This window comes from Paenibacillus sp. oral taxon 786 str. D14 (assembly GCF_000159955.1).
Classification (GTDB): Bacteria; Bacillota; Bacilli; order Paenibacillales; family Paenibacillaceae; genus Fontibacillus; species Fontibacillus phoenicis.
Window position 1 is genome coordinate 368393 of the sequence record NZ_GG695972.1, and the last position, 13456, is coordinate 381848.

Genomic DNA, 13456 nt, shown 5'->3' on the forward strand with positions numbered 1-13456 from the left:
CCGGCCAAGCGCCGCCTCGCACGGCGGCGCCCAGAGGCGCCCAGAGGCGCCTTATCGCGCTACGGCCTGTGGGCCCGCCTCTTGGGCGTCCCCCTCACACATGCCCCAAAATGTTCATTTCCCACCTCTCCACACCCCATTCATGGGCTGGTTCGGCAAACTTCTTCACCCCGCACTTTCACCGAATGGAAAGGATATTGTACCATCAAAATCAGCAGATCTCGTGCAGCCAAGGCCAGTGTTCCTTAGGAGCACAAAGGGGCATTTGAGGTCCCGTAATTGGAGCTTGATGGCCGCTGTGAACCTTAAGAAGCCGCTTCCTGAGTCGCAGGACGGTTTCATGGGGGTGCAAAATCTGGTATGATTATGAATATTTCGCGGGGAGGAATCATGTCATGAAAATTTTACAACGCTTGAAAGACGGTGCGGGCAAGGTTACCGATCGCGCGCAAAATGTCGTGGAGATTAGTAAACTAAATACTCAAATTTCAAATATCGAACGTGAGCTTGGTTTATATTTTCATAAAATGGGCGAAGTGTTCTATGAGGCTTATCGGAAGAAGGATATGGCCGCAGCGGAAAAAGAGATGCTCGAGCTGGCCAAAACCTGCGATTTGCTGACGGAAGAACGCGACGAAATTCGGATGAAAATCGCCGAGCTCAAAAATGAACGCTTATGCGGCGCCTGCGGCCGGAACGTGGCGGAAGACGCCTTGTTCTGCCAATACTGCGGCCATAAGCTGGCCGTGGCGAAGAAGGCCGTTCCGACCGAGCTGCTGAAGCCGGTGCAGAAGCCGGTGAAGTCCCCGGCAGCCAGCGAGGCGGCCGCTAGCGCCGAGCCGCCTGTGATGAAGCGGGTCGAGGTAGACGAGATGGATACGTTGGAGCTTGCCGCGTCCCTCGTTCGGGAGAAAGCAGAGCAACGGGAGTCGGCGCCCGTATCTGGAGCGGTGGAGCCGATCGATCCTGAGGAAGAGGAGCGTCTCCAACGCGAGCTGGAGCGGGAACGCAGACGTCAGGAGGAGCTGGATCGCCGCATTCGCAGTTGGAAGCAGGACGCCGCCGCTCCGCAGCCGGAGAGTTCGGCGGAACCTGAACTCATCATCGGCGGGGTGGCCACGGTGAAATGCCAAATCTGCTCGTCGACGCTGGTAAAAGGGACAAAATGGTGCCCGCATTGCGGCTCAGAACAAATCTAGCATTTTAACGCTGGATCGCCGGCTTAAAGAAAGTTCATCAGGTTGTCATAAAATCCACTGCCGCAGCAGCATGCTGATTCGTAGTAATAGCTAAGAGCATGCGGTCTACGCCGGCACGGCGGCCCAGGGGCTGGGTGAGATGAAGCAGCTCCGCAGCTGTCGTGCCGTTTTTCTTATCGCGGGCGTTCGGCTTTAAGTGGATGCTCCCGCCTGCGGCAGGGGATGCTATACCGCATAGAACATGATACAGGAGCGTGCAGCACATGGAATGCATTGTACATTTTGACGTCGTACATAAGGATGAAGTGAAGCACTTGCGCGGACTACTCTTCCTCGATCAAGGGAAGACTCCGAGTGAAGCTGACTATCTGCAAATGTTTGACGAGATGGGATATAAGCTGCGTTTGGAGGATCGGAAGAATCTTGTGTTCAAGCCAACGGAAGCCGGTGCGGATTACAGCGAGATCCGGGTACGCCGCCTCGACACGGGGGAGAAGACGTACAAGGAAGACGGCGAATTAAAAACGCTGCTCACCCATCTTTTGCCGCAAGAGCCGAAGCCGCTTTAAACCAGTCTCTGGCGCGGTTTGACGGCACTGCTTCTCGCAGGGCTTTGCAAAGTTTTCACAGAACCCTAAAAGATTCCTCTTTCTCTACCCGGGCGGAATGCGTTATACTTCTAGCATTGGTTAAATGCGAATCCATGAATTTTCCGTATAAGTGCAGGAATTGGCCTGCACGTCTCTACCTGATCACCGGAATGATCGGACTACGGAAAGTACCGCCGTGCATGTGCCCGGGAACCAAGGGGATCAGCTATAAGCTTTCGCTGCCCTGATCGCTGGTTTTGCTATTCGGGTTTATTAGGTGCTTTCTAAATTTAAAGTCCATTTCCGTTGAGAAATGGGCTTTTTTGCGTTTAGTTCATGTGATGAATTATTAGAGGAAAGGGGACACAGGAATGAAGCTGCTGAGAGACAAGGTGATGGCAGAAGGGATTGTACTGGGGAACCAGGTGTTGAAAGTAGATTCGTTTCTTAACCATCAAATGGATCCGGTGCTGATGAAGGAGATTGGGGCTGAGTTCGCCCGGCGCTTTGCCGAAGAAGGCATCACGAAGGTGCTGACGATTGAATCCTCGGGGATTGCCCCGGCGATCATGACCGCGCTGGAGCTGAATGTGCCGATGATCTTTGCCCGCAAGCATCAATCCTTGACGCTGAAGGACAACATTTTTGTGGAAAAAGTCTACTCGTTCACCAAGCGGGAAACCAACGAGATCACCGTATCGAAAAAGTTTCTGCGTGCAGAGGATCGGGTGCTGATCGTGGACGACTTTTTGGCGAACGGCGAGGCGGCCTTTGGACTAGCCCGCATCGTGGAGAAAGCCGGAGCTTCGGTCGCCGGCATCGGGATCGTCATTGAGAAGTCGTTCCAGCCGGGAGCCCGGCTGCTTACGGAAGCAGGGTACCGCGTTGAATCGCTTGTTCGGGTTGCCTCGCTGGAAGACGGTGCGGTGACTTTCGTTGAGGATACACCGAATTATTCATGAGATGAACTAATCATCGGGGAGGAACCAGAATTCTATGGAACGCGAACGTATTTTTCAGAAACACCGTCATCCGCTTAAAACCTTTTCGCTAGGCTTGCAGCACGTATTGGCTATGTATGCCGGGGCTGTGATCGTACCGCTGATCGTTGGAGGCGCGCTGAACTTCACTAACCAACAGCTGACTTACCTGATCGCTATCGACTTGTTGGCTTGCGGTGTAGCTACGCTGCTTCAAGTCTGGGGGAACCGCCTGTTTGGCATCGGGCTTCCGGTGATGCTGGGCTGCGCTTTTCAGGCCGTGTCGCCGATGATTGCCATCGGGCTGACAGACGGCGCAGGGGTCTCCGCCATTTACGGTGCGATTATTGCCTCCGGGCTGTTTGTTTTCCTCTTTGCCGGTTTGTTCGGCAAGCTGATTGCGTTGTTTCCGCCGGTCGTGACTGGCTCCGTGGTCACTATTATCGGTGTCACGCTGATTCCGGTGGCGATTTCGGATCTTGGCGGCGGCAGTCCGGGTGAGAATCCCGACTTTGGGAGCCCGCTTAATCTTGCGCTTGGATTTGGGGTATTGCTGTTCGTTATTTTGATGAACCGCTTTGCCAAGGGCTTTCCGCGTTCCATCTCCGTCTTGCTGGGTCTGATTGCAGGGACGCTGGTGGCTGCGCTCGCCGGGAAAGTAGATTTGACGCCGCTGAAGGAAGCCAGCTGGTTTCATGCGGTACAACCGTTTTATTTTGGTGCACCTACGTTCCACGCTTCAGCGATTCTGACGATGATTCTGGTGGCGATCGTGAGCGTTGCCGAGTCGACCGGCGTATTTATGGCGCTTGGAAAAATCGTGGATAAAGAGATTACGGATAAGGATTTGACGCGGGGGTATCGGGCGGAAGGGCTGGCGATCATGCTCGGCGGGATATTTAACTCGTTTCCGTATACGACATATTCCCAAAATGTCGGGCTTGTCCAAATGAGCCGGGTGAAAACCCGCGACGTGATCGTAGTGGCCGGTACGCTGCTGATCTTGATCGGCTTCGTGCCGAAGATCGCCGCATTAACGCAGCTGGTACCTACGTCGGTGCTCGGCGGAGCGATGATCGCGTTGTTTGGTCTTGTTTTGTCCTCCGGGATTCGGATGTTGGGCGACCAAGTGGATTTGAACCGGCATGAAAACCTGCTGATCATCGCTTGTTCCGTCGGCATGGGGCTGGGTGTGACCGTGCTGCCTGAACTGTTCGACCGGCTGCCGGCCGCGCTGCGGATTCTGGTGGACAATGGCATCGTCGCCGGCAGCTTTACGGCGATTGTGATGAATTTGCTGTTTAACGGTTGGAAGGGTCAGCGCAAGGCAGCTGTGCTGAATGGGGCCGCTGAACCAAGCGAATCCGTCAAAGCTACAGCGTAAAAAGTGCCTCGGTCTAGCCGGAGAATTACATCCGTTGCAGTTGCTTTTCCGCGAGTTCGCCGATCCAAGGCAGCTTCAGCCATTTGCCCTGGAGCGCAGCCAGCATCATGATAATCCAAAGCGTAACGCCCAGCAGGGTCAGCAGCAGATTGACGACCACGCCGATGATCGGCAGAAAGCCGGACAAGGCATGGGCCAGCATGAATCCGCCAAACAGCATGACCGATTGCAGGGCGTGGAACAGCACGAATCGACTGCGCCGCTCTAGGACAAGGAATGCAACTCCGCCCACAAAAGCAAGCAGGTAGCACAGGAAGCCGGCGACATTTTCGTAGAGGCCGGTGGATGATTTGAAAGGGGACATGAGGACGACACCTTCTTTCAGGAGAGGATTGTCTTATCCTAAATGTATGACGAGCCCCCTCATGAAAGAACCAGCTCGGCCCGCTTGGGCGCGAACCACTGCTCTAAAATATCGTCTGCAATCACCTCCGCGGCTTCAGGCCGGCGGAGGTGATCTATTTTTTGGCGAAGCTCGGTTAGCCGGTGTGGGTCCCGAAAGAGCGCGTCGATTTCCTCGGTCAGCTCCGCAGGGGTACGGGCGATACAGGCAACGCCTTTTTGTGCGAGGTAACGCGCATTATTGAGCTCTTGCCCGGGAACGGGGCGGTAGACGAACACCGGCAGCCGGCAAGCCAGCGCCTCGGACAAGGTAATCCCTCCCGGCTTGGTTACGATGCAGTCGCATTTTCGCATCAATGCAGCTACCTGCTCGACATACTCCAAGAGGTGCACGTCTGGATGGGGAGGGAGTTGCTCGTGCAGTGCACGGTATAGCTCGCGGTTCCTTCCGCAAACGGCGATCACCCGGTAACGCTCCAGCGCCATAAACCGCTCGATCACCTCGCGTACTCCCTGCATGGAACCGTAGGCTCCTGCCATCAGTAGGACGGTGGTTTTGCCGGTGCGGTTGTCTGGGAAAAGGTCTTGAAGGGGGCCGATAAGGCGTTCTTCACCTGCGGGATGTTGATGGTTAAACTCTGGTTTTACCGGGATGCCGCTTACCCGTATGCGATCTTCGGCGATCCCCCGGCTGATCATTTCCGCTTTCAAGTCGTCGGTTGCGACGTAGTAGCGGTCGACTCCGGAGTGAATCCATCGTCCGTGCAGGTCAAAGTCGGTGATGATATTCGCCAGCGGCAGCGATTGGCCGGTCCGCTTCAGCAGTCTAGGCATCGCGAGCTGGGGGAAGGTGTGGATGATCAGATTCGGCTGGGCTTGTCGCAGCGTTTGTTGCAGCTTGCTGATGCCAAACGAATTGATGACCTCGAGCAGCGGCGCTTCTTGCGGCATTTGTTTGGTGGCGTTGTAGACCCAGCCGTAGAGGCCGGGGATGGTTTTGAAGCTTTGCATATACACGAACTTCGTCAGCCCGTTGATCAGCGGATGTGCTTCAGCCATCAGATCAAGCAACGTGATGTCGGTGACGCCTCTGCTTCGCAAGCTGGCTTCCACCGCTTTGGAGGCTTGGTAATGCCCATCCCCGTAGCTGGCATATAAAATAAGGATTTTTGGAGACCGGGAAGTCATGGCTGTATCACTCCTCTTCATGTCCAGGCAATGCCCCTCAACTGCTTGTAGTTTGCCCCTGCACCCCGTTTATAAATAGTATTAGGTGAAGCGGATAAAAAATGTACAATTGGAAGAAAGCTGAAACCTTCTTCTGAATATGTTACAATAAGACAATAGGAGGTCTTTCCATTACAACTAAATAGCCGGCACAGCTTCATGAATCTGAACCCGCACTTTTCGGCATCGCAAAATCGGAGCATTTACCTTAAGCGTTCTGGGAGGGAATCAGTATGGCAACGAAAGGTCATGATGAAGTGAAAGAAAGTTTACGGGAAATGACCCGAATCTTCAGACCGAAAGATCCGAAGAAGTTCGTGAAAGAATATGTACGCAAGTATCGGATTATGGGCGGCTATGAAGAGGAATTGACCCACCTGGTTGAGCATGAGCTCGGGAAATTGGACTCGTCTGTTTCCTGAACCATTGAGATGGAAGGATATTCGCCGTTCCGGCGCCTTGGGCGTTCGGGACGGTTTTTTTCTTCTGTTCCCACATATATTAAACTGACGGGAACATCACGAAATCAATCGTCGTAGGGCAGCGGAAGGAGAACAGGACGTGAAGGTACGCATAAAAACGAAAGAGGAAATCAAGCGGATCCGTGAGGCGGGACGGATATTGGCCGAGTGCCACCGCGAAATCGCCAAAATGATCGGGCCGGGTATAACCACCCTGGAGATCGACGCCTTCGTGGAGTCGTTTTTGGCGAAGCGGGGAGCTAAGGCGGAGCAAAAGGGATACCACGGGTTTCCGTTTGCGACTTGTGCGTCGATGAATGACGTGGTTTGCCACGGGTTCCCGAGCGATCGTAAGCTGGCGCTCGGAGATATCGTCACGATCGACATTGTGGTAGGCAAAAACGGCTGGATGGCCGATTCCGGCTGGTCTTACCGGATCGGACAGGTGAGCGCTGAGGCGGAGAAGCTGCTGACGACCACCGAGCAGGCGTTGCTGGCCGGGATCGCGCAGGCGGTCCCCGGCAATAAGATCGGGGACATCGGGTATGCGGTGCAGCGCGTGGCACAGGCCGCGAACATCGGCATCGTGAAGCCGCTGATCGGCCACGGCATCGGCCAGTCGATGCACGAAGCGCCGGACGTGCCGAACTTCGGCCGGCCGCGCACGGGAGTGACGCTGCGGCCGGGGATGGTCATCACGATCGAGCCGATCTTCACCGGCGGGGAAACCGGCGCGGTGCTGTGGGAGGATGACGGCTGGACGATCCGTACCGCGGACGGCAGCCTCGGCGCGCATTATGAACACACGCTGGCGATCACGGAGGACGGACCGCTGGTGCTGACAAACGGGGAATAACGCGGACGAAGAGAGAGCGGAAAGCTCTCTTTTTTGTTTGCTTTGTTCTAACGGAACCTAGAGCCGCTATTTGTCCAGTTTAGTGGTGTCCCTGAATGCTAACGGAACCAGGAGACCTTATTTGAGAGGTGGACAGCGAAATGGCCGCCAAAAACGTGCAATAAGGTCATTACGTTCCGTTACAGCGGGAAATAGCCGGGAAATGAGCAAATAAGGTCGCTACGTTCCGTTAGAGTCACGAAATAAAGTTTGAAGAAATGTCAAAAATGAAGCGGAGCAGGGAAACGTCACAATTCGCCGAGATTTGTTCAAAATTGGCAGCCTTTTCACTCGGTGTCGAACTGGGGAAAACGTTCACAAAACCTTTTGTGGCGCGGGTCCTCGGATTTTTGAACAATTTGTGAACTGACCCCGAATCATTGACAAACGAGGGGTTCAATCATATATTTAATAGGTGATTGTTGTAATTGACAGGAATGTAGTTTCCGTGATAGACAGGTGGATTTTTGAGCTGCGCAGGCTGGAAATCTCTGTGATGCTGCGGAAGAAAACGTAAGAAGTGGGGTAGATCAATGATGAAACCTTGGAAGGCTGTTAAGCGGCTAGTACCTTTGTTTGCCATGCTAGCGTTGCTCTTGTCCGCATGCGGCCGTGAAGACCTGTCCGTGCTCAGACCACAGGGTCCAGTAGCTGAAGGGCAGCTCGGATTAATTAAACTGTCGATTACGATCATGATAGTTGTCATGCTGATCGTATTCGGGATCGCGGCTTACGTGTGGATCAAGTATCGCCGTAAACCGGGGCAAAACGACATTCCAAAGCAAGTTGAAGGCAACCATAAGCTGGAGATCATCTGGACTGCGATTCCGTTGGTTCTGGTACTGATTCTGGCGGTTGCAACGGTACAGAAAGTATTTGCTTTTGGCGAGGATTACTCGAAGGATGCCAATGCGGTGAAGATCAAAGTCACTTCGCATTTGTTCTGGTGGGAGTTCACCTATCCGGATTACGGCATTACGACCGCCCAGGATATGATTATCCCTACGGGCAAGAAGATTGCGCTTGAGCTGAAGACAGCGGACGTGCTGCACTCCTTCTGGGTGCCTTCACTCGCCGGCAAAACGGATACGAATACGGACGGAACGATTAATAAAGCTTGGCTGGAAGCCACGAACGAAGGGGTTTACCTCGGGAAGTGCGCCGAGCTGTGCGGGAAATCCCATGCTTTCATGGAGTTTAAAGTCAAGGCGGTTAGCCCAGAGTCCTTTGACCGTTGGGTTGAAGCGATGAAGGCGCCAGTACAAACGATTCAGGATCCAGCCGTTGCGGAAGTATTTAAGACGCAATGCTTGAGCTGCCACGCTATCGGTGACCAAGGCGGACCAGTTGGACCAAACCTGACGGGGATCGGCAGCAGAGAGACGGTTGCGAGCATTTTACATAATGCAGAAGCGTCCGGCAAACCGATCGACGGCAAACCGGTTAAGGATAATTTGGTGGAATGGCTGATGGATCCGCAAAAGGTAAAACCGGGCAACAAAATGCCAAGTCCGAAGGAAGATCTCGGATTAACGGATGCTGAAATCGAAGCCATCGCCGACTACTTGGCTAACAGCAAATTATCTTATTAATCTTGCGTGCCTCTATGGACGGCATGGATGGATAGGAATTAAAAGAGGGGGTACAAACCTTGGCTCATGCTCACACTGTCAAGCGGCACAAGGGGTTAATGGACTGGTTGACGACGGTCGATCACAAGAAAATCGCCATTTTGTATTTAGTGGCGGGCGGTTTGTTCTTTGGGATCGGCGGTATCGAAGCATTGCTGATCCGCGTGCAGCTGGCAAAACCGATGAATGATTTTGTTACGGCACAGCAATTTAACGAATTGATTACGATGCACGGCACAACGATGATTTTCCTTGGCGTTATGCCGGTTATCTTCGCCCTGATGAACGCGGTGATTCCGCTGCAAATCGGGGCTCGGGATGTGGCGTTCCCTTTCTTGAACGCTCTCGGATTTTGGACATTCCTGTTCGGTGGACTGCTGCTGAACCTGAGCTGGGTGATGGGCGGTGCACCGGATGCGGGTTGGACCTCGTACACGCCGCTGTCGAGTACGACGTACAGCTTGACGCATGGGGTTGACTTCTACACGATCGGCTTGCAGATTGCTGGTCTAGGGACACTGATCGGCGGTATTAACTTCCTAGCGACGATCATTACGATGCGCGCGCCGGGGATGTCTTTTATGCGGATGCCGATGTTTACTTGGACGACGTTCGTGACGTCCGCGATGATCCTGTTCGCTTTCCCGGCGATCACGGTAGGTCTGGTGCTGTTGACGTTCGACCGGATTCTCGGCGCGAACTTCTTTAATGTAGAAAGCGGCGGTAACCCGGTGTTGTGGCAGCATATTTTCTGGATTTTCGGACACCCCGAAGTTTACATTTTGATTTTGCCAGCGTTTGGGGTTATCTCCGAAGTTGTTAGTACGTTCTCGCGTAAGCGGTTGTTCGGTTATAGCTCGATGGTGTTCGCTACGATCCTGATCGCCTTCCTGGGCTTCATGGTTTGGGCGCACCATATGTTTACGACAGGGATGGGGCCGGTGGCCAATGCGCTGTTCTCCATCGCTACGATGTTGATCGCTGTTCCGACGGGGATCAAAATCTTCAACTGGTTGTTTACGATGTGGGGCGGTCAAATCCGCTTTACGACGGCCAACCTGTTCGCTTCCGGTTTTATCCCGACGTTCGTTATGGGCGGGGTTACCGGGGTGATGCTGGCTTCGGCGCCGGCAGACTATCAATATCATGATACTTACTTCGTAGTAGCGCATTTCCACTACGTTATCGTAGGCGGTCTGGTTCTGGGCTTGTTCGCCGGACTGCACTACTGGTGGCCGAAGATGTTTGGCCGCGTCCTGAATGAGAAGCTTGGCAAATGGGAGTTCTGGACCTTTATTATTGGCTTCCATATGACGTTCTTCGTACAGCATTTCCTTGGCTTGCTTGGGATGCAACGCCGCGTATTTACGTATTTGCCGAACCAAGGCTTTGACCTGTTGAACTTGATCAGTACGATCGGCGCGTTCTTGATGGGCGTCGGGGTCATCTTGTTCCTGGTGAATATTGCGATTACGGCGAGACAACCAAAAGGCGTTCCGGGCGATGTCTGGGAAGACGGACGGACGCTGGAATGGTCGATTGCTTCTCCACCGGAAGAATACAACTTCAAGCAAATTCCGCTGGTTCGCGGGATTGATGCTTTCTGGAAAGAGAAGATGGCTGGCAACAAAGAAATGACGCCGGCTGAGCCGGTTGGTCCGATTCATATGCCTTCGCCGACGATTCTTCCATTTATCATGTCGGTAGGTTTGTTTATTGCCGGTCTGGGCTTTATGTTCGCTAACGACGATTTTGGTAACGGTGCGATGAACTTCCTGTTCAACAATTACATCGTAGTAGGGCTCGGCTTGGCGATCACGTTCTTGTCGATGCTGCTCCGTTCCTTGTTTGACGATCACGGCTGGCACATCGAACCGGATGAACTGAATGGGAAGGAGGTCAAAGCATGAGTACGCCAAACACATCGCATGTAGCAGGTACGCTGCCGCACGAACCGGAGAAGGCGACGCTGGAAGGCCGTAATAAAATTTTGGGCTTCTGGTTGTTTCTCGGAGGCGAGGCCGTCCTGTTTGGTACCTTGTTTGCAACCTTCCTGACATTGCGGAATCAAATCGCGGATGGCCCGTCCGCAAGTGAGCTGTTTAACTTGGGGATCACGGCCGCTGCAACCTTTATCCTCTTGGTCAGCAGTTTGACGAGTGTGTTCGCCATTCAGGCGATGCACCGGGGAGACAAAGGCAAGCTGGCAGGCTGGTTGGCTGTAACTGTTTTGCTTGGCCTGGCCTTCCTTGTGCTGGAGATTTATGAGTTTGCTGAGTATGTCCTGCATGAAGACTACGGCATGACAACAAGTGCGTTCAGTTCGGCGTTCTATACGCTGGTTGGCTTCCACGGCGCGCACGTGTTGTTCGGGATTTTGTGGATTTCCCTGCTCATCGGGCAACTCTTTAAAAAAGGTCTGACCGTTGTCACGGCACCGAAGATTTACGTGTCGGCCATTTACTGGCACTTCATCGACGTTGTCTGGGTGTTCATTTTCACGGTTGTCTACCTGCTCGGAAAGGTGGTCTAACGGATGGTCAATCAGGAATCAAACGGTTCGCCGGCGGTAAAGCACCGTCAGCGGCATGAAGGTCCGGAGAAACATATTATCGCGTTTATTTTCTCCATCGTTCTGACCCTGATCGCTTTTGCAGCGGTTGCGGCCGGCGGAGTGAATACCGCGTTCACCGTCATTTTGCTGCTGGTGATGGCGGTACTGCAGGTGCTGGTTCAACTGGGTTACTGGATGCACATGAAGGATAAGGGACATTTGATCCCGATCCTCTTCATGGCCGGCGGATTTTTTGTCGCATTTACCGCGATTATTGCCGCTTTATATTGGATGTGGTGGTAAAGGGAGAAGAGGAGGCTTTCGCCGTTGGCGGGCCCCCTCTTTTGCGAGTTCATCTGCACAGTTAGGATATGTATGGCACAAAAACGGTACCTTCCCGCTTGGGATGCTGTCACCGTTTTTGTCGTATTTGCCCCCTTGTTCACAATTTGGACAGAACTAAGCGCGCTGCGGAAGGAGGGTTTGCCGTGCTGGGGTTAGAATATTTTAATTTCACAGCGGTCTGGAGCCCGGTATTTTTGGCTTTCATGCTGCTGGTCACGGCCGGATATTTCGTGTTAATTGGGCCGGGAGCTGAGAAATGGGCAGAGGGTGAAGTCCACGTTCCAGCGAGACGGAAAGTGTTGTTCGTCACCGGGATGCTGCTGCTCTATCTGGCTCAAGGCGGCCCGGTGGAACTGCTCGGCCATATGATGTTCAGCTTCCATATGCTCAGCATGGCGATGTCCTATCTGTTGGCGCCGCCGCTGTTAATGCTGGGGCTTCCCCCTTGGGTTTGGCGCCGTGTGACGGCGTTTCTGGCTTCAAGCCCGCTCAGGGCACTGAAGTTTCTGGCTCGCCCGGTGGTGGCAGCTGTGGTGTTTAACGGGTTGTTTTCGTTTTATCATCTGCCGGTCGTGCATGATTATGTGATGCTTCATTTCGGGGTGCATCGCCTGTACTATGTCGTATTGTTTATCGCGGCAGTTCTCATGTGGTGGACGCTGGTGAATCCGCTGCCCGAGCGGGCAGGGGTTCAGGGGCTCAAGAAGATGGGCTTTATCTTCCTCAACATGGTGCTGCTCACGCCAGCCTGCGGCTTGATCATCTTTGCGGACGAGCCGCTGTACGCGACTTACAGCGATCCGGCTGTCTGGGCGCGGGCGATGGGTTATTGCGTTGCCGGCGACCCGGCGCAGCTGCTTCGTCAGTTCGGCGGCCCGCAATTTTTTGGCTACCTGCAGCCCAACATCGATCAGCAGGTCGGTGGAATCCTGATGAAATTCATTCAGGAATTCATCTTTGCGTCGATGCTGGCGTACGTGTTTTACCATTGGTACAAGCAGGAAAACCGCGAGAACGACGAGGAAGAAGCGGAGGGAGCTGCGTTGTCTAACTCTTCGCTGAATCCACCCCCGCCTCAGACCGGATCTTAAATCTGTGGGATGGGAGTCCGGCCTGCGAATTGGGGTCAGAAGGTTACCTCACAAAACGTTTAGGAGGATGCAAATTGGATCTGTTCACGTTATTTCCGACGCTCAGCACATCGTTTATCGTCATTAGTGCCGTGCTGGTAGCGATCGGTTGGGGGCTCATCATTAAAGGGAAACGGGAAGCTCACAAGAGGACGATGATTGCTGCGGCCGTCGCTGCGCTTCTGTTCTTCCTGATCTATATGTCGCGGACCGTATTTATCGGCAATACCTCATGGGGCGGACCAGATAGCCTCAAAGGCTATTATCAGACGTTCCTCGCCTTCCATATCGTCCTGGCGACCGTTGCGGCCGTATTTGGCATCACCACGCTGGTGCTTGGCTTCAAGGAGAAATACGCCAAACACCGCAAATGGGGACGAGTCACCTCGGTCATCTGGTTCTGCACGGCGATTACCGGCGTAGTCGTTTATGTGCTGCTGTATTTGCTGTATCCAGGCGGCCATACGAAGCCGGTATGGGAAGTTATTTTGGGTATGTAAATCATCGTAAGTATACTGGATCTATCTACGGCCAATGGCCGATTCGTAAAGAATCGCGCTGTTGGCTTTTTTTTGTGGATGAAAGAAGCATTGACATCGAAATAAGCAAAGATTATACTGTGTATAAAGATATAAACAGTAAGCACAGTGGCCATCAC

The 13456-nt window shown here is 53.5% G+C and carries 14 protein-coding genes and 1 riboswitch; of the genes, 12 read left to right on the top strand and 2 right to left on the bottom strand.

Annotated elements, in window-relative coordinates; genetic code table 11:
* Nucleotides 1-395: 395 nt before the first annotated feature.
* The 4 genes from POTG_RS06625 to POTG_RS06640 all read left to right on the top strand — a co-directional run bounded on the left by POTG_RS06625 (nucleotide 396) and on the right by POTG_RS06640 (nucleotide 4153).
* Nucleotides 396-1199, top strand: coding sequence for a zinc ribbon domain-containing protein (locus tag POTG_RS06625; RefSeq protein WP_009224049.1), 804 nt, complete (start codon nucleotides 396-398; stop codon nucleotides 1197-1199).
* A 263-nt stretch (nucleotides 1200-1462) separates the two neighbouring features.
* On the top strand, nucleotides 1463-1768 hold the full coding sequence (locus POTG_RS06630) for a hypothetical protein (protein ID WP_036644472.1): 306 nt from the start codon (nucleotides 1463-1465) through the stop codon (nucleotides 1766-1768).
* 123 nt (nucleotides 1769-1891) lie between these two features.
* A riboswitch (purine riboswitch) is annotated at nucleotides 1892-1991 on the top strand.
* Between the two features lie 169 nt (nucleotides 1992-2160).
* Nucleotides 2161-2751, top strand: coding sequence for a xanthine phosphoribosyltransferase (locus POTG_RS06635; RefSeq protein ID WP_009224051.1), 591 nt, complete (start codon nucleotides 2161-2163; stop codon nucleotides 2749-2751).
* A gap of 34 nt (nucleotides 2752-2785) precedes the next feature.
* Nucleotides 2786-4153: a nucleobase:cation symporter-2 family protein gene (locus POTG_RS06640; protein ID WP_009224052.1), complete on the top strand. Its 1368-nt coding sequence runs from the start codon at nucleotides 2786-2788 to the stop codon at nucleotides 4151-4153.
* Nucleotides 4154-4178: 25 nt separating this feature from the next.
* Here POTG_RS06640 and POTG_RS06645 read toward each other — a convergent pair whose 3' ends face one another.
* Nucleotides 4179-4517, bottom strand: a complete 339-nt coding sequence (locus POTG_RS06645) for a DUF4870 domain-containing protein (protein ID WP_009224053.1) — start codon at nucleotides 4515-4517, stop codon at nucleotides 4179-4181.
* Between the two features lie 59 nt (nucleotides 4518-4576).
* A complete protein-coding gene (locus POTG_RS06650) occupies nucleotides 4577-5743 on the bottom strand; it encodes an MGDG synthase family glycosyltransferase (protein ID WP_009224054.1) in 1167 nt (388 codons plus the stop codon).
* Nucleotides 5744-6015: 272 nt separating this feature from the next.
* On the opposite strand from POTG_RS06650, the gene POTG_RS06655 reads away from it, so the two are divergent.
* The 8 genes from POTG_RS06655 (at nucleotide 6016) to POTG_RS06690 (ending at nucleotide 13298) form a co-directional block, all read left to right on the top strand.
* On the top strand, nucleotides 6016-6204 hold the full coding sequence (locus POTG_RS06655; protein WP_009224055.1) for a hypothetical protein: 189 nt from the start codon (nucleotides 6016-6018) through the stop codon (nucleotides 6202-6204).
* A gap of 139 nt (nucleotides 6205-6343) precedes the next feature.
* Entirely contained in the window at nucleotides 6344-7099 is a 756-nt protein-coding gene (gene map / locus POTG_RS06660) for a type I methionyl aminopeptidase (RefSeq protein WP_009224056.1), read from the top strand.
* Between the two features lie 572 nt (nucleotides 7100-7671).
* On the top strand, nucleotides 7672-8730 hold the full coding sequence (gene coxB, locus POTG_RS06665; protein WP_009224057.1) for a cytochrome c oxidase subunit II: 1059 nt from the start codon (nucleotides 7672-7674) through the stop codon (nucleotides 8728-8730).
* A gap of 98 nt (nucleotides 8731-8828) precedes the next feature.
* Nucleotides 8829-10679 carry a cytochrome c oxidase subunit I gene (gene ctaD, locus POTG_RS06670; protein ID WP_050769715.1) on the top strand — a complete coding sequence of 617 codons (1851 nt, stop codon included), beginning with the start codon at nucleotides 8829-8831 and terminating at the stop codon, nucleotides 10677-10679.
* On the top strand, nucleotides 10676-11302 hold the full coding sequence (locus POTG_RS06675) for a cytochrome (ubi)quinol oxidase subunit III (protein WP_009224059.1): 627 nt from the start codon (nucleotides 10676-10678) through the stop codon (nucleotides 11300-11302). The genes ctaD and POTG_RS06675 overlap by 4 nt, the downstream gene beginning before the upstream one ends.
* A gap of 3 nt (nucleotides 11303-11305) precedes the next feature.
* Nucleotides 11306-11626: a cytochrome C oxidase subunit IV family protein gene (locus tag POTG_RS06680; protein WP_009224060.1), complete on the top strand. Its 321-nt coding sequence runs from the start codon at nucleotides 11306-11308 to the stop codon at nucleotides 11624-11626.
* A gap of 185 nt (nucleotides 11627-11811) precedes the next feature.
* A complete protein-coding gene (gene ctaG, locus POTG_RS06685) occupies nucleotides 11812-12759 on the top strand; it encodes a cytochrome c oxidase assembly factor CtaG (protein WP_009224061.1) in 948 nt (315 codons plus the stop codon).
* Between the two features lie 74 nt (nucleotides 12760-12833).
* The gene (locus tag POTG_RS06690) at nucleotides 12834-13298 is read left to right on the top strand and encodes a DUF420 domain-containing protein (RefSeq protein ID WP_009224062.1); all 465 of its coding nucleotides are present in this window, start codon (nucleotides 12834-12836) and stop codon (nucleotides 13296-13298) included.
* Nucleotides 13299-13456: the final 158 nt, after the last annotated feature.